Origin of the sequence: Streptomyces sp. NPDC015171 (genome assembly GCF_043079545.1) — a bacterium.
In the GTDB taxonomy this organism is placed as follows: Bacteria; Actinomycetota; Actinomycetes; order Streptomycetales; family Streptomycetaceae; genus Streptomyces.
The window spans coordinates 74,782-94,350 of sequence record NZ_JBIBUO010000006.1 but is presented as its reverse complement, the minus strand read 5'-3'; the positions used below and the strand labels follow the sequence as shown (position 1 = coordinate 94,350).

Below are 19,569 nucleotides of genomic sequence, written 5' to 3'. Positions count from 1 at the left end.
GAGGCATGCTGCAGGTGTGTCTCAACGGACGCCGCTCGGCCGCCGACGGCGCCGGGGTCCCGATGTCCCCGCAGGATCTGGCGCGCTCCGCCGCCGGGGCGGTCGCGGCCGGCGCCACCTCGGTCCATGTCCACCCCAGGACACCGTGCGGCCGGGACAGTCTCTCCCCGCGCGTCATCGGACCCGCGCTGGAGGCGGTACGGGCGCGGGTGCGGGTGCCGGTCGGGGTGACCACCGGGGCCTGGGCCGAGCCCGACCCGGCAAACCGGCTCGCCCGGGTGCGCGCCTGGTCGGTGCTGCCCGACTTCGCCTCCGTCAACTGGCATGAGCCGGGCGCCGAGGAGGTCGCCGGGGAGCTGCTCGCCCGGGGCGTGGGCGTGGAGGCGGGCATCTGGTCCGGCACCGAGGGCGCGCGGCGGTTCGCGCGCTCGCCGCTGGGGCCCCGGGTGCTGCGGGTGCTGGCCGAGGTGACCGACCCGGACCCGGCGACCGCCGAGGCGTCCGCGCGGGCGCTGCTGGCCGAGCTGGGCGCGGCGCACGGCCGCCCGCTGCTGCTGCACGGCGAGGAGGGCGGCACCTGGCCGGTGCTCCGGCTGGCGGGACGGCTCGGCCTCGCCACCCGCATCGGCCTGGAGGACACCCTGCTGCTCCCGGACGGCGAACGGGCGCTGTCCAACGCCCAGTTGGTGGCGGAGGCGCTCGCCCAGCACGGATGATCCCAGCACTCGGGCTCGGACAGGGCGGGCGTCACCGGTACTCCGTGCCCGGCGTCGCCGCCGGCCGGAGGGAGGTGGGACGCTACCAGGATCGAAATCATTCGCTCCACCCCTTTCGCGTCGGCACAGTGGGAGCCGATGAATCCGCGACCGTGAACCGAGTCCAGGAACGAACGGGGAAGTCCCATGTCCACGCTGCGCGTCACCGCCGAGGTGCTGACCGTCCACGAGCATCCGAACGCCGACGCACTGGAGTTGGCCCAGGTGGGCCTGTACCGGGCCGTCGTCGCCAAGGGCGCGTTCCGCACCGGTGACGCCGCCCTCTACATCCCGGAGCAGGCCGTCCTGCCGGCCGGGCTGATCGAGGAGCTGGGACTGACCGGGCGGCTGGCGGGCGGTGCGGCCGACCGGGTCAAGGCGGTGCGGCTGCGCGGCGAGCTGTCCCAGGGCATCGTGTGCCGGCCGAAGGGGCTGGCGGACGTCGACCTGGCGCGGGCGGCGGCCGAGGGGACCGACTTCGCGGAGCGGCTGGGCATCACCAAGTGGGTGCCGCCGATCCCGCCGACGATGAGCGGGGACGTCGAGCCGGCCCCCGACCTGCTGCCCTGGGTCGACATCGAGAACATCCAGCGCTACCCGGACGTCTTCACGCCGGGCGAGCCGGTCGTCCTGACGGAGAAGCTGCACGGTACGGCGTGCCTGCTGACGTACGTGGCCGACGGGGAGCGGGTGTACGTCTCCTCCAAGGGCTTCGGCGCGAAGTCCCTCGCGCTGCGCGAGGATCCGCGGAACCTGTACTGGCGGGCGGTGCGCGGACACGGGGTCGCCGAGGCGGCGGCGCGGCTGTGCGAGCGGCTGGGAGCCACCCGGGTCGGCATCTTCGGCGAGGTGTACGGCGCGGGGGTGCAGGACCTGTCCTACGGCGCCGACGGCCGGCGGGACACCCTGGGGTTCGCGGCGTTCGACGTCTCGGCGGAGGTGTCCGGCACGGTGCGCTGGCTGGACGCGGCGGAGCTGCTGGAGGGGGAGCTGCCGGTGGTGCCCCGGCTGTACGCGGGGCCGTACGACGTCGAGCGGGTGCTGGAGTTCGCCAGCGGGCCGGAGACGGTGTCCGGGGGCGGGCTGCATCTGCGGGAGGGCGTGGTGATCCGGCCCGCCGCGGAGCGGTACAGCCCGGTGACGGGGGGCCGGGCCATCGCGAAGGCGGTGAGCCCGGCGTATCTGACACGCAAGGGCGGGACGGAGTTCGAGTAGGCCGCCGTCCGGCCCGGCGGGGCGGCGCCCTGCGGCGCCCCCCGGGCCGGGTCTCAGCGGCGCTCGGCCATGAGCCGCGAGCCCGTCATCCGCTCGCCGAACACGTCGTCCGGGTTCGACAGGACACAGGTCTCCAGCGACAGGCAGCCGCAGCCGATGCAGTCGGTGAGATGGTCGCGCAAGCGGTTGAGCTGCCGGATCCGCTCCTCCAGCTCCGAGCGCCACTTCTCGGACAGCCGCGCCCAGTCCTCCCGGGTCGGCGTCCGCTCCTCGGGCAGCTCGGCGAGCGCCTCGCGGATCGTGGCCAGCGGGATGCCGACTCGCTGGGCCGCGCGGACGAAGGCGACCCGGCGCAGGGTGTCACGGCAGTACCGGCGCTGATTGCCTGAGGTCCGCCGACTGGTGATCAGCCCCTTGGCCTCGTAGAAGTGCAGGGCGGACACCGCGGCTCCGCTGCGCGCGGCCAACTGGCCGACGGTCAGCTCGTGGATCTTCTCGGGGATCTGGGGCACTCCTCCAAGATTACAAGGGCGGCACGCCCGGCCTCCGCTCCGTTGACATCACTCCCGCACCCGACCATGCTAAGCAGTTGCTTAGAGACGCGAGCGAGAGGCCGGGAACATGGCAGAACCGAGGACCTTCACCTCCCCCGACGAGCTGAAGGCGGCGGTGGGCGAGCCGCTGGGCCCCACCGACTGGCTGGAGGTCGACCAGAAGCGGATCGACCTGTTCGCCGAGGCGACCGGCGACCACCAGTGGATCCACGTCGACCCGGAGCAGGCGGCCACCGGGCCGTTCGGGAAGACCATCGCCCACGGCTATCTGACCCTCTCGCTGCTCCCGCTCTTCGGGCCGCAGCTCCTTCAGGTCGAGGGCGTGAAGATGGGTGTCAACTACGGGACGAACAAGGTCCGCTTCCCCTCCCCCGTCCCCGTCGGCTCCCGGCTGCGCGCCACCGCGAAGATCACCGGTGTCGAGGACGTCACCGGCGGAGTGCAGGTGACGGTCGCGTTCACCGTGGAGCGCGAGGGCGGCGAGAAGCCGGCGTGCGTGGCGGAGTCGGTGTCCCGGTACTACCTCTAGGCGCGGGCGGGCCGGGGGCCGGCCGGACGGAACGGCGCCCCCGGGCTACCCGGCCCCGACCATGCGCAGCACGAGACCGGCGTAGAGCGTGCCGACCTCCTCGGGGGTGCGCGGCCCGTTCACGCTGAACCAGCGGGCCACGTCGATGCAGAGGGACAGCACGGCGAGCGTGGTGCCCTGGACGTCCGCGACGTCGAACTCGCCCGCGGCCACGCCGTCCTCGATGATCCCGCGCACCTCCGCGTCCACCTGGCGGCGCAGCGCGACGATCTCGGCGCGGGCCTCGGGGCCGAGGGCGTCCAGCTCGTACTGCACGACCCGTGCGGTGGTGCGCCGGCCCGCGTGCCAGCGGACGAAGGAGCTGACGCCGTCGGCGAGGCGCTCCGCCGCGGTGCCCTCGCCCCGGGCCGCCGTCCGCAGGATGTCCAGGGCCTTGTCGTGGCCGATCCGGCTGATCCGGTGGAGCAGCTCTTCCTTGGTCTTGTAGTGGATGTAGAGCGCGGCCGGGCTCATGCCGGCGCGGCCCGCGATGTCGCGGGTCGTGGTCGCGTGGTAGCCGCGCTCGGCGAACGCCTCCACGGCGGCGACGAGCAGCCGCCTGGCCGCGTCAGGGGTGACCTCTTCCCACGGCTCCACTTCGCCGCCGGCCGTCTCCTGAGCCGTACTCATCGCTCGCTCGCCCCTCTCGGTACAGGAGCACCACCATACCGCCGACGGTGAGCGAGCGCTTAGCGCTGCGGCTGCTGCTTTTCGAAGGGGTCGTGCGCGGTGAGCAGCTTCTCCATGCGGGCCTGGTCGACGCGGCTGACGATCTGCCCGGCCTCCTGGCGGTCGCGGATCACCTTGGCGAGGGTGAAGGCGGAGGTGACGAGGTAGAGGACGGCGATCGCCAGGAAGCCGCGGACCCAGGCGTTCGCGTCCAGCCGGAAGATGCCGAGGGCGGTGGCCGCCATGGCGACCGAGAAGGAGGCGACGGCCTGGCCGTAGAAGGCCGCCGTGCTCTGCTGCTTGACGGGTGCGTCGGTCATGGACACAGCTTCGGCGCACGTGTCGCGCGCCACATCCGCCGGGATACTCAGAAACGTACTCAGAAGGCCGAGACCCCGGTCAGGGAGCGCCCGATGAGCAGCTTCTGGATCTGGCTGGTGCCCTCGTAGAGGGTCATCACCCGGGCGTCGCGCAGGAGTTTGCCGGCCGGGTACTCGTCGATGTAGCCGTAGCCGCCGAAGACCTGGAGGGCGTTGTTCGCGGCGCGTACCGCGGCCTCGGAGGCGAACAGCTTGGCCTTGGAGGACTCGACGGCGAACGGCTCGCCGCGATCGATCAGGTCGGCGACCCGCCAGGTCAGCAGCCGGGCCGCGTCCACGTCGACGGCGATGTCGCTGATCAGCTCCTGCACCAGCTGGTGCCGGGCGATGGGCCGGCCGAACTGCTCCCGCTCGCCCGCGTACCCGACGGCCGCGTCGAGCGCGGCCTGGGCTATCCCGACGCAGCCGGCGGCCACCGACATCCGCCCCTTGGCGAGCGCGGACATGGCGACGGAGAAGCCCTTGCCCTCCGGTCCGAGCATCGCCGAGGCGGGTACGCGCACATCCTCCAGGACGAGCTCGGCGGTGGCCTGGCCGCGCAGACCGAGCTTGCCGTGGAGGGTGTTGCGGGTCAGTCCCGGGGTGTCGGCGGGGACCAGGAAGGCGGAGACGCCCTTGTGGCCGGGGGCGTCGGTGGAGCGGGCGAAGAGCAGGACGACGTCCGCCCAGGTGCCGTTGGTGATGAACATCTTCGTGCCGTTGACGACGTAGTCGTCGCCGTCGCGCACGGCCCGGGTGGTGAGGCTGCCCGCGTCGGAGCCGGTGCCGGGCTCGGTGAGGCCGAAGCAGCCGACGTGTTCGCCCGAGGTGAGCCCCGGCAGCCAGCGCCGCTTCTGCTCCTCGTCCCCCCAGGCGGCGATCGTCTTGGCGACGAGCCCGAGGGAGACCGAGACGATCCCGCGCACCGAGGAGTCCCCGCGGCCCAGTTCCTCGGTGACCAGGCAGTAGGCGAGGTGATCGCCGCCGGAGCCGCCGTACTCCTCGTCGACGGTCAGCCCGAGGAAGCCGACCTCGCCGAGCTTCTTCACGATGCCCCGGTCGACCTCCTCGGCCCGGTCCCAGGCGACCACGTGCGGAGCGATCTCGCGCTCCACGAAGTCCCGGGCGAGCCGCCGTACGGCCGCCTGCTCCGCGCTGAGCCCCAGGTTCACCACGAGATCACCCCACACCGAACGACGACACCGACGGACCTTGAAAGCCGTACATTTAAATTAGCACTGCTAGTTTCTGGGCGCAGCCCTACTATGTGCGCCATGGCCCGACCGCGCAAGCCCCTCCTCAGCACCGACCGGATCGTCGAGACGGCCCGGGACCTCGTGGACCGGGAGGGCCTGGCGGCCGTCTCCACGCGCCGGCTCGCCGCCGAGCTGGGGGTGAGCGGGCCCTCGCTCTACAACCACTTCCGCACCAAGGACGAGATCCTGGAGGCGGTGGCGGACTCGGTCAGCGCGCTGGTCGACCTGTCGATGTTCGCGGACGGCCGCGACTGGCGGACCGCGCTGCACGACTGGGCGGTCTCCTACCGCGCCGCCCTGCGCGACCACCCCAACATCGTCCCGGTCCTCGCCCGGGGCCCCGGCCGCCGCCCCGCCGCGCTGCACCTGGCCGACGCGGTCTACGGCGCCATGGTCGAGGCGGGCTGGCCGGCGGCCCAGGCCACCTCCATCGGCGCGCTGATGCGGTACTTCATCATGGGCTCGGCGCTCGGCTCCTTCGCGGGCGGTTTCGTGGACGACGCCAGCGCGTACGACCCCGCCGACTACCCGCACCTCGGCCAGGCCCATCTGCTCGCCGAGCAGCAGGAGAAGATCGACGAGCGGGCCTTCGAGACCGGGCTCGGCGCGCTGCTGGACGGACTGGCGCAGCAGTACGCGCGGGTGGGCCGGAGCGCGTGAGGACATTTCGGCGCCGACCGGAACATCGGTGCCGCATGCTGGGTGCATGACCGCCAAGGGCCGCAGGACCACCAGGGACCCCCAGGCCGCCGGCCTCGCCGCACTCGCCGCGTTGCTCGCCGACGAGACCCGGGCCGCGTGCCTGCTCGCCCTGCTGGACGGGCGGGCCTGGACCGCCGGGGAGCTGGCCCGGCACGCCGGGGTCGCCGCCTCCACCCTGAGCGAGCACCTGGACCGGCTGGTCGCCGGCGGACTGCTCGCGCAGGAGCGGCAGGGCCGGCACCGGTATGTGCGGCTGGCCGGCGCGCGGACGGCCCAGCTGGTGGAGGACCTCGCCGCGCAGGTGCCGGCGGCGCCGCGGCAGCCCGGACGCACCCTGCGGGAGTCCAGCGCCCGCTCCGCGATGGCGCGCGGCCGGACCTGCTACGACCATCTCGCCGGGCGGCTGGGCATCGCGGTCACGGACGCCCTCACCGAGCGGGGGCTGCTGCGCCAGGACACCGGGTTCGCGCTGACGGACGCGGGACTCGCGTGGTTCGGCACGGTGGGCATCGCCCTCGACCGTACGGCCCGGCGCCCGCTGGCCCGCGCCTGCCTCGACTGGACCGAGCGGCGCCCGCACCTGGCGGGGACCGCGGGGGCAGCGCTGTGCCGGTACGCCCTGGACTCGGGGTGGTGCGTGCGGATCGGCTCCGAGCGGGCCGTGCGGGTGACCGCGCCGGGCGAGCGGGCACTGCGCGAACTGCTCGGCATCGGGGCTGAGGAGCTGTGCTGAGCCGCGGCCCCGGCCGCCCCGTCCGGAATCCGCCAGCCCCGGTGTCCGTCACTGCCTAGCCTCGGGAAACATGATGAACGCCACCTCGTCCCGCTCCCGTCCGCTCACGGCCGCCGCCGCCGGCGTCACCGTCGTGCTGTGGGCGTCCGCTTTCGTGACGATCCGCAGGGCGGGTGACGCCTACTCGCCCGGTGCGCTGGCGCTCGGGCGGCTGCTCGCGGCAGGCGCGGTGCTGGGCGTCCTGTGCGCCGTGCGCCGGGTCGGGTGGCCGCCGCGGGCCGCCTGGCGGGGCATCGCGCTGTCGGGGGTGCTGTGGTTCGGGTGCTACATGGTCGCCCTGAACTGGGGCGAGCGGCAGGTGGACGCCGGCACCGCCGCGCTCGTCGTGAACGTCGGGCCGCTGCTGATGGCCCTGCTCGGCGCCCGGCTGCTCGGGGAGCCGCTGTCGCGCCGGCTGCTGGCGGGGCTCGCCGTCTCGTTCGCCGGTGCCGTGACCGTCGGCCTGTCCATGTCGTCCGGCGGCGGTTCCTCGCTGCTCGGCGTGGGGCTGTGTCTGCTCGCGGCGGTGGCGTACGCCTGCGGGGTCGTCGCGCAGAAGCCGGCGCTCGGGCAGGCCGGTGTGCTCCAGGTGACGGCCTTCGGGTGCCTCGTCGGTGCCGCGGTGTGCCTGCCGTTCGCCGGGCAACTGGTGAGCGAGGCGGCCCGCGCGCCGCTGCCGGCCACCCTCGACATGGTGTACCTGGGCGTCTTTCCGACCGCGCTCGCCTTCACCACCTGGGGCTACGCCCTCGCACGGACCACAGCGAGCCGGATGGGCGCGACGACGTACGCGGTTCCGGCGCTGGTCGTGCTGATGTCCTGGCTGGTGCTCGGGGAGGTGCCGGGGGCGCTGACGCTGGCGGGCGGGGCGCTGTGCCTCGCGGGCGTGGCGGTGTCGCGGTTCCGGGCCCGCGGGCGGGGCGGACGAAGCGGCCGCGGCGGACCGAGCGGGCGGCGGGGGCGGGTCGCGGCCGGGCAGCCGCGACCCGAGAAGGTCGGCTGACCCTCAGAACACCACCAGCGCCCGGCCGCCCTTGCCGGCCAGCATGTTGTCGAAGGCCGCCGGGATGCCCTCCAGGTCGATGCGGTCGGTGACCAGCGACGACAGGTCGAACCGCCCCTCCCGCACGTGCTCGGCGAGCAGGGGCACGTCGCGGGCCGGGTCCGTGTTGCCGTAGACGCAGCCGGACAGGGTGCGGCCCCAGTGGAAGAGCTCCAGCGCGTTGAAGGTGACCTGCTCGTCCTTGCCGCCGATGCCGACGACCGTCGTACGGCCGCCCCGGCGGGTGGACTCCCAGGCCGCGCGGATGGAGACCGCCCGGCCCACGCACTCCACGGAGACGTCGACGCCCTGCCTGCCGGTGAGGGCGCGGATCTCGCGCGGGGTGGTGCCGGAGGCCAGGAGGAAGTCCGTGGCGCCGGCCGCGCGGGCCAGCTCCTCCTTCGCCGGGGAGACGTCGACGGCGATGATCCGCGACGCGCCCGCGATACGGGCCGACTGGAGGGTGGCGAGGCCGACGCCGCCGACGCCGAACACGGCCACGGTCTCGCCGGGGCGGACCCGCGCCGAGTGGTGGACGGCGCCGTAGCCGGTGAGCACGGCGCAGCCCAGCAGGGCGGCGTCCACCAGCGGCACCCCGTCGGGCAGCGGCAGCACGCAGGACCCGGCGACCACCGTCTCCTCGGCGAAGGCGGCCACGTTCAGGCCGGGGTGCAGCTCGGTGCCGTCCGTGGTGCGGGCGTGGATGCCGGCGGCGCCGCTCAGGGCGTCGGCGCACAGCCAGACCTCGCCGAGCGTGCAGGCGTGGCAGGTGCCGCAGGAGGGCGCCCAGTTGAGGACCACGGAGGCGCCGGGCGCGACATGGGTGACGCCCTCGCCCACGGCGACGACCGTGCCGGCGCCCTCGTGGCCGAGGACGGCCGGGACCGGCACCCGCATGGTGCCGTCGGACAGGGACAGGTCGGAGTGGCAGACGCCGGCGGCGGCGAGGCGGACCCGGACCTGTCCGGGGCCCGGATCGGGCAGCTCGATCCCGGTGATCTCCAGCGGGGCGCCGACGGCGGGCAGAACGGCGGCTCGTACGGCCATGGGTCTCGGACTCCTCAGAACTGGAGGGACTTGGTCTGGAGGTACTCGGCGAGTCCGTGCGTGCCGAGTTCCCGGCCGACGCCGGACTGCTTGTAACCGCCGAAGGGCGCGAGGGGGTTGAACCGGCCGCCGTTGATGTCGACCTGGCCGGTGTCCATGCGGCGCGCGAAGGCCGCGGCCTCCGCCTCGTCGGCGGCCCAGACGGCACCCGCGAGGCCGTACACCGTGCCGTTGGCGATGCGCAGGGCGTCGTCCTCGTCGTCGTAGCGCAGGATCGACAGGACCGGGCCGAAGATCTCCTCCTGGGCGATCGTCATCTCCGGGGTGACATCGGCGAAGACGGTCGGGCTGACGAAGTAGCCCTGCTCGCGGGGGGACTCGGGGCCGCCGGCGACCAGCCGGGCGCCCTCGGCGACGCCCTTCTCGATGTATCCGCGCACCCGGGCCCGCTGCTCGGCGCTGACCACCGGGCCGATGCGGTCGGCGTACTTGGCGGCGGCGGCCCGGGCCAGCTCGACGGCCTCGTCGTACCGGTCGCGGTGGACCAGCATGCGGGTCCAGGCGCTGCAGGTCTGGCCGGAGTTGGACATCACGTTGGCGACGCCGACGTTGACGGCCCTGGCCAGGTCGGCGCTCGGCAGGATGACGTTGGCGGACTTGCCGCCCAGTTCGAGGGCGGCCTTCTTCACGGCGGCACCCGCCACCGCGCCGATCCGCCGGCCGACCGCCGTGGAGCCGGTGAAGGAGACGAGGTCCACGCCCGGGTGTTCGGCCAGGGCCTGGCCAGCGACCGGGCCGAGCCCGGTGACCAGGTTGAACACGCCCGCGGGCACGCCCGCCTCGTGCACCGCCTCGGCGAACAGCTGGGCGGTGAGCGGGGTGTCCTCGGCGGGCTTGAGGACGATCGTGCAGCCGGCGGCGAGGGCCGGGGCGACCTTGGCGACGATCTGGTGGAGGGGGTAGTTCCAGGGGGTGATCGCGCCGACCACGCCGATCGGCTCGTGCAGGACGGTGGAGTTGCCGACCTTCTCCTCGAAGGGGTGGGCGGCGGCCAGTTCGGCGTAGGAGCCGGCGACCGCGATCGGCACCCCGGCGTGCACGGTCTGGGAGAACGGCAGCGGCGAGCCCAGCTCGGCGGTGACCGTCTCGGCGATCTCGTCCTTGCGCGCCACGAGGACGTCCCGCAGGGCGGCCAGGCGCGCGGCGCGCTCGGCCGGGGGCGTGGCGGCCCAGGCGGGCAGGGCGGCGCGCGCGGCCCGTACGGCGGTGTCGACGTCCAGCGCCCCGCCCGCCGGGACCCGGCCGATGACCTGTTCGTCGGCCGGGTTGACGACCTCGATCAGGTCCCCGCTCCCGGCGGGGCGCCAGGCGCCGTCGATGTACAGGCCGTCATGTGCCTTCATGCTGTGTCCTCCCGGCGGGTCCGCGTCGTCCGGCACTCAAACTAGCGGTGATAGTTTTCGGGCGCCAGACATTCCTTGGCCGCGGACGTGCCGGGACATCATCGCGAACGGACCGGCCGGTGCGGGCGAGGAATCCGCACCCGGCCGGTCCGCCGGTCATTTCGTCGCGCTCAGATGGGCGAAGACCACCACGTTGCTGGTGTAGCCGGTGCGCCGGCTGAAGAGGCCGCCGCAGGTGATCACCCGCAACTCCGGCCGCCCGGCCGGGCCGTAGACCTCCTTGTCGGGGAAGCCGGCCTTGTCGAAGACCTTCACCTGGTCGACCGAGTAGACGGCGGTACGGCCGTCCGCCCGCTTGACCTCGATGGGCTTGCCGGGCTTGACCTGGGCGAGCCCGGCGAACACGGCGGATCCGGTCCTGGTGTCGCGGTGCCCGACGGCGACCGCGGTGCCGCTCTCGCCGGGCGTGGGGCCGCCCTGGTACCAGCCGACCAGCCGGGGCCGGTCGACGGGCGGCGTCTCCAACTGCCGTTCGCGGTCGAGCCGGAGCGGGATGACCGGGGCGTCGATCCCGAGGGACGGCACGCGGAAGGACGTCGGCCGGGACCGGGGCAGCGGGCGGGGCGGCGGCCCCTCGGGGGCCCCGGCCCCCTCCCGGCCCCGGCCGGACTCCGCGCCCGCCGCGGCCCGCCGGCCGGACGCGCCGTCCGCCCCGCAGTGCGACCCCACCGACACCAGGACGGTCACCAGCACGGCCGTCCTGGCGAGGCGGTAGGCGCGGGTCCGGTACCAGGGCCTGCGTCGGTGCCTACGCGGCACCATGGGGCCGCCGGCGGATCAGCCGGACGTACACGACACCGCTGAGGGCGACCAGGCCCACGGCCGCGGCGGCGGCCACCGGCGAGTAGGCGGCCGCCGTGTCGATGAGGCCGCCGCCGCCCGCGTGCACACCGCCCCTCGGCCCGTCGTGATCGCCGCCCCCGCCGCCGCCCCCGCCGCCCTCACCCCAGGCTCCGTCGTTCTGCTGGTTGTCGGCGATCTGCCCGTTCGGACCGTGCTCCCCCTCCAGCTTGCCGTCGTGGCAGTTGACGCGGAAGACCTTCTCCTTCAGGGCCGGAGGAGTCCCCACCGTCCAGCTGATCTTGTACTGCCCGTCCGCGAGACCCAGTTGGTCGGTGTGCCCGGCCCCGGCGGCGAGCTGGATGACGCCGGCCACGGTGGCGGCGGTGGGCAGCGGAGGCTGGGGCGTGATGGTGTAGGCGACGCTGGTCAGCGTGTCGAAGTTGACGGCCTCCAGGAAGAACTTGCAGACCACCGGATCGTCCTTCGCCGAGCCGATGAACGAAGGCGGGTTGGTCGAACGCGCGCTGTGGATCCGGATGTCGCCGTTCTCCCCCTGGGCCACCGCGCTCGGCGCCGCCACCCATGACGCGCCGGCCGCGGCGAGGGCGGTGAGGACTACGGTGGCGCCCGCGCGGGAGCCGACGGCACCGGGGAGTGTCAGGGTGGGCATGCGCAATCCTCCGAGTTCAGACGATTTTCATACAAATCGCTCTTTCGCCTGGACTCTGCTTCATGGGCCTCTCAAACCCCGGCAACAACACCCGGCATGCCGTCAGATATCGCTCGTGCGGCGCAATCCCGGGCGCTTCGGCCGCCCCTCCGTCACCCGTACGGGCTCGTCCCGGGGGTGCTCCGACGACCGCAGGGCGACCCCGGACGACACCAGCAGCAGGGCTCCGAGCATCACGAACGGCGCAGCCGCCCCCGCGACACCGGCGACCAGACCGGCGGCGGCCGGCGTGGCGACCTGGCCGAGCCGGTTGCCGGTCAGGCGCAGGGCGAGCGCGGTGGAGCGGGCCCGGTCGGGTGCGGCCCGCACCACCGTCGTCATCGACAGCGGCTGGCCCACGCCCAGGCAGAAGCCCAGGACCGTGAGCATCGCGCCGAGCGCCCACACCGGCACCGGCAGCGCGATCCCCGCGCACAGCAGGGCCGCCAGCAGGCAGGTCGCGGTGAGCAGGGCGGGCCGGCCGAGCAGCCGGAGCAGCGGGGTGAGGACCAGCCGGCAGGCGATGGTGGCGCCCGCCCGCAGGCTGAGCAGGACGCCGACCACCGAGGGGGCGATGCCCCGGTGTTCGCCGACCACCGGGAGGTAGGCGGTGAGGATGTCGGTCGCGGACAGCACCGAGAGGCTGATCAGCATGCCGGCGGGCACGCCCCGGGCGCGCAGGATGCCGGCGACGGGCACGCGCTCGCCGTGCCCGGGGCGCGCGTCGACCGCCGTACGGTCCTCGATGCGCCACAGCGAGGTGAACGCGACCGCGGCGCCCGCGCCCGCCGTGACGAGGGCGAGCGCGCTGCTGTGCGCCATGTCGGGGCCGCCGATGAGCGCGCCGGCGGCCATGGGCCCGATCAGCTGGCCGAGGGAGGCGCCGATGGTGAAGTGGCCGAAGTCGCGGTCCTGTTCCCCCGGCGCGGACTGGCGGGCCACCAGCGACTGGGCGCCGATCACGAAGCACAGATGGCCGAGGCCCATCACCCCGCTCCACAGGGCCATCGCCCACAGGGAGCCGGCGAGGCCGCTGAGGACGCAGCCGCCCGCGATCAGGACCACGCCCGCCGGGAGGAGCGGCGCGCAGCGGCCGTGGTCGGTGCGCCGGCCGAGCGGTACGGCGGCGAACAGCGGCAGCAGCGCGTACACGCCGGCGATGACGCCGACCGCCCGTTCGTCGGCGCCCAGCGCCAGTGCCCGGTAGGAGACGGCGGGCCGGGCCATCGACACCGCGCCCTGCGCGCAGCCGAAGGCGATGACGAGGCGGAGCAGCCAGCCGCGGTTCCCACCGGGCGCCATGGTCGAAGCCTTTCCGACGTGCTCAGACGATGCCGAACAGGATTCCCGCGCCGAGCACCACCAGCGAGGTGAGCGCGGCCCACTTGACCACGAACCGGGTGTGGTCGCCGAACTCGACCTTGGCCATGCCGACCAGGACGTACACGGCCGGGACGAGCGGGCTGGACATGTGCAGCGGCTGGCCGATGATCGAGGCGCGGGCGATCTCCAGCGAGGAGACGCCGTGCGCCTGGCCCGCCTCGGCGAGCACCGGCAGGACGCCGAAGTAGAACCCGTCGTTGGACATGAAGTAGGTGAGCGGGATGCTCAGCAGGCCGGTGACGAAGGCCATGTGCGGGCCCATGCCGTCGGGGATGTTGTCCACCAGCCACTCGGCCATGTGGTCGACCATGCCGGTGCCCTGGAGGACGCCGGTGAAGACGGCGGCGGCGAACACCATGCCGGAGACGTTCAGGACGTTCTCGGCGTGGGCGGCGATCCGGGCCTTCTGGTCGGGCATGTGCGGGAAGTTGACGGTCAGGGCGAGGGCCGCGCCGAGCAGGAAGAGCACCGGGATCGGCAGCCACTCCATGATCATGGCGGTGAGCAGGGTGACCGTGAGCAGCGCGTTGAACCAGTAGAGCCGGGGGCGCAGGGTGGGGCGGTTCGGGTCGAGGCTCCGGAAGCCCTCGTCCTCGGGCTCGCCGGGCAGGCCGGCACCGGTCGGGGCGCCGCCGGTCGCGGCCTCGCCGCCGGCGGTCGCGGCCTCGCCGGAGCCGGTCGCGGCCGTGCCGGTCCGCTCGGCGCCCTCCCCCGGCCCGGCGCCCACGAGCACCGCCTCCGTCCCGGCCTCCTCCACCAGCACGTCGTCCAGCGTGAGCACGCCGAGCCGCTTGCGCTCGCGGCGGCCGAGGACGTACGCGAGGGCGAGGACGAACAGCAGGCCCATGGCGAGGGCCGGGATCATCGGCACGAAGATGTCGCTCGCGTCCACCTTCAGGGCGGTGGCGGCCCGGGCGGTGGGCCCGCCCCAAGGCAGCGTGTTCATCACGCCGTTGGCCATCGCGGCGACGCCGGTCATCACGACCATGGACATCTTCAGCCGCTTGTACAGCGGGTACATCGCCGAGACGGTGATCATGAAGGTGGTGGAGCCGTCGCCGTCCAGCGAGACGATCGCGGCGAGGACCGCCGTGCCGACCACGATGCGCAGCGGGTCGGCCTTGCAGAACCGCAGGATGCCCCGCACGATCGGGTCGAAGAGGCCGACGTCGATCATCACACCGAAGTAGACGATCGCGAACATGAGCATCGCCGCGGTGGGGGCGAGGTCGGTGACGCCGTCGATGACGTAGTCGCCGAGCTTGGCGCCCTTGCCCACGAACACGCAGAAGAGCGCGGGGATGAGCACGAGCGCCGCGATCGGCGACATCTTCTTCAGCATGATCAGGACCAGGAAGGTCGCGATCATGGCGAAGCCGAGGATGGTCAGCATGTGTGGATACCTAACGTTCGCCCTTGAACATCCACCTGGGGGTCGGCGGTGCGTTGACGTTAGGTCCGTTCAAACGGCGTTAACAAGACGTTGACACGCGAGCAATAAGCGCAAAAGTCCTGGTCACAGCAGTGCGACCGGCTCCAAGGGCCCCGCCCGTGCCCCGTCAGTCGAGCACGCGCCCCAGATAGGCCCGCAGCAGCTCCCTGATCTCGGCGATGATCGCCTCGTCCCCCTGCGGGTCGACGCGGAAGGCCAGCTGGACAAGGGTGTCGGCGCTCTCCACGGCGACCAGGAAGGCCCGGCGCAGATCCGCGTCCGGGGTGCGGGAGAGGTACCCGGCCAGCAGCTCGGTGAGGCGGCCGGCGACCCGGGTGTTGGGCTCGGTGTGCCGGGAGCCGACCGGGATCTGGTTGCCGAAGTCGACCAGGGAGAAGCCGGGCGCGGTGCGCTTCATGGCGAGGTACTCGTCCAGCACGGCGTCCATGGCGGCCCGCCAGTCCCCCGGGCGGGCCGCTGCCAGCCGCTCGGTGACGCGCTCGGTGTAGCGCTCCAGGTTCCGCTGGGCGAGGGCGTCGGCCATCTCCCGCTTGTTGCCGAAGAAGCGGTAGACCGAGCCGATCGGGACTCCGGCGCGCTGGGCGACCGCGCGCGTGCTCAGATCGTCGTAGCCGACCTCGTCGAGGAGTTCGGCGCAGGCGTCCAGGATCCTGGTCAGCCGTTCGGCGCTGCGCCGCTGGACCGGCGCACGGCGAAGCGATGTCGCGTGGGGCACGGGCTTCATGATGCCTTTCCGCCGGGATCAGGTGAACCTCGTCCCACAGTACGGAGAAGGGTGGCCCGTGCACTCATCGGCCGGCGGCGGGGGACCCGGTTCCGGTCGGGGGCTGGCGCGCGTCCGTCTCCGCGTCGGACACCGTGATGTCGGCGGTGCTCTGGACCGGCTTGCCGCGCACGGCCCACACCGTGCCGTCGTCGGCGTACAGGCGGGCCGTGACCTGGTGGGTGCCGTGCGGGACGAGGCCGGCGGCCAGGTGGTACGCGGGCGCGCGCAGCCGGGCGACCCGGTGGCCGTCGACGAAGAGATGGACGAGCCCGCGCCCGGCGACCGCCGCGGGCCGCGCGTCGGGCGCGGAGCAGCGGAAGCGGTGGAGGACGAGTCGGACGTCCCAGCCGCCGGCCGCGTCCGGGATGACCACGATGCCGACCCCGGGGGCGCTCTTCCCGGGCACCTCGCGCAGCCTGCGGCCGGTCTCGTCGGTGTTGTCCAGCACCTTGCCCACGGGGGAGGACTCGACCGTGCCCCCGTGCGCCTCACCGGTTGCGCAGGCCGCCCCGCCCAGCGGCAGCAGGACGCACACCGCGAGCGCGGCGAGCCGTCCGCGCGTCCACTTCGTCCACGACATGGGACGGGAGCCTAGAACAGCGCACCGGTCCCCCGGATCCCCCTGAGGTCTGGTTCCCGCCGTACCTCCGTGGGCGGACCCGTGCACCCTCTTGCGCGGGACCCCACTCATTCCTACGGTGTTACATAGGAATCGGGAGCACGAGGAGCGATCATGAGCGGGGACGCACGGAAGACCGCCGAAGGGCTGTCGTATCTGACCGGGTTCGGCAACGAACACGCCTCGGAGGCGGTGCCCGGGGCCCTGCCCGAGGGCCGCAACTCGCCGCAGCGGGCACCGCTGGGCCTGTACGCCGAGCAGCTGAGCGGTACGGCGTTCACCGAACCGCGGGCGCACAACCGCCGCTCGTGGCTCTACCGCGTCCGCCCCTCGGCCGCGCACCCGGCGTTCACCCGCACCGACAACGGCGCGCTGCGCACGGCCCCCTTCACCGAGACGGTGCCCGACCCCAACCGGCTGCGCTGGAACCCGCTGCCGGAGCCCCCGGCCGGTACCGACTTCCTCGCCGGGCTCTGGACGGTGGGCGGCAACGGCGACGCGACCCAGCGCACCGGCATGGCCGTACACCTGTACCACGCCAACGCCTCGATGGAGCGGGTCTTCTCCGACGCCGACGGCGAGCTGCTGATCGTGCCGGAGCACGGCGGCCTGCTGCTGCACACCGAGTTCGGCCGGCTCCATGTGGAACCCGCCGAGGTGGCGCTGGTTCCCCGCGGGGTGCGCTTCCGTGTGGAGCTGCTGGACGAGTCGGCCCGTGGCTATGTGTGCGAGAACTACGGGGCGCCGTTCCAGCTCCCCGACCTCGGCCCCATCGGCGCCAACGGGCTGGCCAACGCCCGGGACTTCCGGGCGCCGGTCGCCGCGTACGAGGACCTGTCCGGCCCGGTGGAGGTGGTCAACAAGTTCTGCGGCAACCTCTGGACGGCCGCCTACGACCACTCCCCGCTCGATGTGGTCGCCTGGCACGGCAACCATGTGCCGTACGTCTACGATCTGCGCCGGTTCAATGTGATCGGCACCATCTCGTACGACCACCCGGATCCGTCCATCTTCACGGTGCTCACCTCCCCGTCGGACACCCCCGGCCTGGCCGGCGTGGACTTCGTGGTCTTCGCGCCGCGCTGGCTGGTGGGTGAGGACACCTTCCGGCCGCCGTACTTCCACCGGAACGTGATGAGCGAGTACATGGGCCTGGTCGAGGGCGCCTACGACGCCAAAGCGGAGGGCTTCGTGCCGGGCGGGGGCTCGCTGCACAACATGATGTCGGCGCACGGCCCTGACCGGGACACGTACGAACGGGCGAGCGCGGCCGAGCTGAAGCCGCAGAAGATCGACGACGGGCTCGCGTTCATGTTCGAGACCCGCTGGCCGGTCACCCTCACCCCGCAGGCGGCGGGTGCGGACCACCTCCAGCGGCGCTACGACGATGTGTGGCGCGGGCTGGAGCGCCACTTCCGGGCGTGACGGCCACCGTTGCGCCGAACGTTCTCTGCCAGGTACGGATAGCCCCGTGACCTCCTTCGCCCCGGATTCGATCGTCCTGAACCGCAAGCTGCCGCTGTGGTACCAGGTGTCGCAGTCGCTGCGCGCCTCGATACTGGGCCGCTCCCCGGCGGACCCGCTGCGGCTGCCCACCGAGGAGCAGCTGGCGGAGCACTACGGCGTGAGCGTGCTGACCATGCGGCAGGCGCTGAAGGAGCTGGAGGACGAGGGGCTGATCAGCCGGCACCGGCGGCGCGGCACGTTCATCGAGCCCGGGGTGCGGCGCGGGGCGCCGGTGCGGCTGCTGGGCTCGGTGGACGCGATCGTGGCCCAGCAGTCGGGGATGACGACCGAGCTGCTGGACCACGGCCGGGTGCCGGTGCCCGCCGCGCTCGCCGAGTACTTCCCGGATCTCGCGGAGGTGAGCGCGTACCACCGGCTGCGCGGCGACGAGAAGACCGGCGAGCCGACCAACCACGCCGTCAACCACATCCGTCCCGAACTGGCCGACCGTATCGATCCGGACGACCTGGTCCGCTGGCCGATGACCAAGGTGCTGCGGGACGTGGTGAAGGCGGACATCAGCCGGATCACGGACACCGTGGAGGCCCGGCTGGCCGACCCGGAGACGGCACGGCTCCTCGAAGTACCGCTGCTCAGCCCGATCCTGCACTACACCGGCGTGACCTATGACGCCGAGGGCCGGGTGCTGGACGTGGCGGTCATCCACTACCGGGGCGACCGCTTCGCGTTCACCGTCACGCTGGACGCCACCTGATCCCGGGGGCGGATCAGGCCGTACCATGCCCAGCGTGACGCCCGACGACGCTCCGCCGCTGGCGGACCTCATGCCGTGGTCCGTCGCACCGGCGCGGCCGGGCCGCGCCTGGCCGACGGCACCCGATCCGGCCTCGCTGCGGGCCCGCTGGGACGCCCTGCTGAAGGCCGAGGGACCGGACCGGGAGGCCCTGTTCGAGCCGAGCAGGGCCCGCACGCTCCGGTCGGCGGTGGCCCAGCTGCCCGGCCAGTCCGCCGGCACGCGGCGGCTCGCGCACGCCGAGGGTCCCTGCGCGGAACCGGTCCGGGTGCTGAGCGCGCCCTTCGACGAGCAGTGGCTGATCCCGGACCACCGGCTGCTGGACGCGGCCCGCCCGGAGCTGTGGCGGGTGGCGGATGCCTGCCAGGTGTTCACGGTCGAGACCGGGGACGCCGATGTCCCGCTGCTGGCGACCGCGCTGCTGCCCACCCTGCGCGGCGGCCGGGTCCGCCCGCTGCACCGCCGCCCCGGCGGCGCGGAGCCGAACCTGGCCCCGGGGCTGCTGGACCATCTGGCGGCCCGCCTGGGCACCCGTCCCGCGCCGCCGGACGTCCTGGCCTGGATCCTGGCGGCGGTACGCGCCGACCTGACCGTCCCGCTCACCGACGACCCCGAGGTGTGGGCGGCGGGCGTGGCCCTCGGGCACCGCGCGCTGTGGCTGATGCGCCGCGACGGGGAGCGCCCCAGGCTGCCCGGCGGCCGCCGCCCGTACGTCCGCGCGCCCCTGCCGCGGCGCCCCGTCGCCCTCGTCTACGACCGCGACGAGGAGACCCTGCACCTGGACGAGGGCCGCGTGTCCCCCGTGCCGCCCGAGGCGTGGGACTACGAGGTGGCCGGGGCCCGCGTCCTGGAGAGCTGGTTCGCGGCCCGCACCGCTCCTGCCGAGCCGGGCACGCTCGCCGCGATCCGCCCGGCGAGCTGGCCGCAGTCCTGGACGTCGGAGCTGCTGGAGCTGGTCACGGTGCTGACCCTGCTGGCGGAACTGCGGCCCGCGCGGGCCGCCCTCCGGGTGCCGTCCCCGGTCACGGCGGCCGACCTCCGGCGGGCGGGCGTCCTGCCGGTACCGGATCCGGCCCGCCGCCCCGCCTCGGTCCTGGACCACCGCGAAGAGGGCCCGGACGGGCAGTTCGCCCTGCTCTAGCGCGGACGCGGGGCGAAGCCGCGGGGGTCCGCACCGGCGCCCGGTGCGCCGGT

General features: G+C 73.7%; 21 protein-coding genes. 9 read left to right on the top strand and 12 right to left on the bottom strand.

The annotated features are described in order from the left end of the window. Positions 1 to 5 precede the first annotated feature (5 nt). Positions 6 to 716, top strand: coding sequence for a 3-keto-5-aminohexanoate cleavage protein (locus tag ACF073_RS18350; RefSeq protein WP_392071142.1), 711 nt, complete (start codon positions 6 to 8; stop codon positions 714 to 716). 186 nt (positions 717 to 902) lie between these two features. Beyond that, positions 903 to 1,970 (top strand): RNA ligase (ATP), encoded by a 1,068-nt coding sequence (locus ACF073_RS18345; protein WP_392071141.1) that lies wholly within the window; start codon positions 903 to 905, stop codon positions 1,968 to 1,970. A 53-nt stretch (positions 1,971 to 2,023) separates the two neighbouring features. Here the strand turns inward: ACF073_RS18345 and soxR are convergent, their stop codons facing one another. After that, positions 2,024 to 2,482: a redox-sensitive transcriptional activator SoxR gene (soxR, locus tag ACF073_RS18340; RefSeq protein WP_392071139.1), complete on the bottom strand. Its 459-nt coding sequence runs from the start codon at positions 2,480 to 2,482 to the stop codon at positions 2,024 to 2,026. Positions 2,483 to 2,591: 109 nt separating this feature from the next. Here soxR and ACF073_RS18335 point away from each other — a divergent pair, with 109 nt between their 5' ends. Next, positions 2,592 to 3,053 carry a MaoC family dehydratase gene (locus ACF073_RS18335; protein ID WP_392071137.1) on the top strand — a complete coding sequence of 154 codons (462 nt, stop codon included), beginning with the start codon at positions 2,592 to 2,594 and terminating at the stop codon, positions 3,051 to 3,053. Between the two features lie 45 nt (positions 3,054 to 3,098). Here ACF073_RS18335 and ACF073_RS18330 read toward each other — a convergent pair whose 3' ends face one another. Genes ACF073_RS18330 through ACF073_RS18320 form a run of 3 tightly spaced genes read right to left on the bottom strand, consistent with a single transcriptional unit; the run spans position 3,099 to position 5,292 of the window. Further along, the gene (locus ACF073_RS18330) at positions 3,099 to 3,722 is read right to left on the bottom strand and encodes a TetR/AcrR family transcriptional regulator (protein ID WP_392071135.1); all 624 of its coding nucleotides are present in this window, start codon (positions 3,720 to 3,722) and stop codon (positions 3,099 to 3,101) included. 59 nt (positions 3,723 to 3,781) lie between these two features. Then, positions 3,782 to 4,081, bottom strand: coding sequence for a YiaA/YiaB family inner membrane protein (locus ACF073_RS18325; protein ID WP_392071133.1), 300 nt, complete (start codon positions 4,079 to 4,081; stop codon positions 3,782 to 3,784). Between the two features lie 59 nt (positions 4,082 to 4,140). Beyond that, positions 4,141 to 5,292, bottom strand: coding sequence for an acyl-CoA dehydrogenase family protein (locus tag ACF073_RS18320; RefSeq protein ID WP_392071741.1), 1,152 nt, complete (start codon positions 5,290 to 5,292; stop codon positions 4,141 to 4,143). 93 nt (positions 5,293 to 5,385) lie between these two features. Between ACF073_RS18320 and ACF073_RS18315 the strand changes: the two genes are divergently transcribed. The 3 genes from ACF073_RS18315 (at position 5,386) to ACF073_RS18305 (ending at position 7,853) form a co-directional block, all read left to right on the top strand. Then, on the top strand, positions 5,386 to 6,036 hold the full coding sequence (locus tag ACF073_RS18315) for a TetR/AcrR family transcriptional regulator (RefSeq protein ID WP_392071131.1): 651 nt from the start codon (positions 5,386 to 5,388) through the stop codon (positions 6,034 to 6,036). Between the two features lie 46 nt (positions 6,037 to 6,082). Then, positions 6,083 to 6,811, top strand: coding sequence for an ArsR/SmtB family transcription factor (locus ACF073_RS18310; protein ID WP_392071129.1), 729 nt, complete (start codon positions 6,083 to 6,085; stop codon positions 6,809 to 6,811). Between the two features lie 70 nt (positions 6,812 to 6,881). Beyond that, positions 6,882 to 7,853 carry a DMT family transporter gene (locus ACF073_RS18305; RefSeq protein ID WP_392071127.1) on the top strand — a complete coding sequence of 324 codons (972 nt, stop codon included), beginning with the start codon at positions 6,882 to 6,884 and terminating at the stop codon, positions 7,851 to 7,853. 3 nt (positions 7,854 to 7,856) lie between these two features. Here ACF073_RS18305 and ACF073_RS18300 read toward each other — a convergent pair whose 3' ends face one another. The 8 genes from ACF073_RS18300 to ACF073_RS18265 form a co-directional block, all read right to left on the bottom strand. Beyond that, entirely contained in the window at positions 7,857 to 8,939 is a 1,083-nt protein-coding gene (locus ACF073_RS18300) for a Zn-dependent alcohol dehydrogenase (RefSeq protein ID WP_392071125.1), read from the bottom strand. 14 nt (positions 8,940 to 8,953) lie between these two features. Beyond that, entirely contained in the window at positions 8,954 to 10,342 is a 1,389-nt protein-coding gene (locus ACF073_RS18295) for an aldehyde dehydrogenase family protein (protein ID WP_392071123.1), read from the bottom strand. A gap of 156 nt (positions 10,343 to 10,498) precedes the next feature. Further along, complete coding sequence (locus ACF073_RS18290) at positions 10,499 to 11,164, bottom strand: class F sortase (protein ID WP_392071121.1); 666 nt, start codon at positions 11,162 to 11,164, stop codon at positions 10,499 to 10,501. Then, positions 11,151 to 11,855 carry a hypothetical protein gene (locus tag ACF073_RS18285; RefSeq protein ID WP_392071119.1) on the bottom strand — a complete coding sequence of 235 codons (705 nt, stop codon included), beginning with the start codon at positions 11,853 to 11,855 and terminating at the stop codon, positions 11,151 to 11,153. The genes ACF073_RS18290 and ACF073_RS18285 overlap by 14 nt, the downstream gene beginning before the upstream one ends. A 102-nt stretch (positions 11,856 to 11,957) precedes the next feature. Then, the gene (locus tag ACF073_RS18280; protein ID WP_392071117.1) at positions 11,958 to 13,196 is read right to left on the bottom strand and encodes an MFS transporter; all 1,239 of its coding nucleotides are present in this window, start codon (positions 13,194 to 13,196) and stop codon (positions 11,958 to 11,960) included. A gap of 22 nt (positions 13,197 to 13,218) precedes the next feature. Continuing rightward, positions 13,219 to 14,670 (bottom strand): CitMHS family transporter, encoded by a 1,452-nt coding sequence (locus ACF073_RS18275; RefSeq protein ID WP_392071115.1) that lies wholly within the window; start codon positions 14,668 to 14,670, stop codon positions 13,219 to 13,221. Between the two features lie 166 nt (positions 14,671 to 14,836). Next, positions 14,837 to 15,454 (bottom strand): TetR family transcriptional regulator, encoded by a 618-nt coding sequence (locus ACF073_RS18270; protein ID WP_392071113.1) that lies wholly within the window; start codon positions 15,452 to 15,454, stop codon positions 14,837 to 14,839. Positions 15,455 to 15,518: 64 nt separating this feature from the next. Next, on the bottom strand, positions 15,519 to 16,076 hold the full coding sequence (locus tag ACF073_RS18265) for a hypothetical protein (protein WP_392071111.1): 558 nt from the start codon (positions 16,074 to 16,076) through the stop codon (positions 15,519 to 15,521). Between the two features lie 153 nt (positions 16,077 to 16,229). Here ACF073_RS18265 and hmgA point away from each other — a divergent pair, with 153 nt between their 5' ends. From hmgA to ACF073_RS18250, 3 genes are read left to right on the top strand one after another with little or no spacing between them, the layout of a single operon-like run. Next, positions 16,230 to 17,540 carry a homogentisate 1,2-dioxygenase gene (gene hmgA / locus ACF073_RS18260; protein WP_392071110.1) on the top strand — a complete coding sequence of 437 codons (1,311 nt, stop codon included), beginning with the start codon at positions 16,230 to 16,232 and terminating at the stop codon, positions 17,538 to 17,540. Between the two features lie 46 nt (positions 17,541 to 17,586). Further along, a complete protein-coding gene (locus tag ACF073_RS18255; RefSeq protein ID WP_392071108.1) occupies positions 17,587 to 18,336 on the top strand; it encodes a GntR family transcriptional regulator in 750 nt (249 codons plus the stop codon). 25 nt (positions 18,337 to 18,361) lie between these two features. Beyond that, complete coding sequence (locus ACF073_RS18250; RefSeq protein ID WP_392071106.1) at positions 18,362 to 19,516, top strand: type ISP restriction/modification enzyme; 1,155 nt, start codon at positions 18,362 to 18,364, stop codon at positions 19,514 to 19,516. Positions 19,517 to 19,569 lie beyond the last annotated feature (53 nt).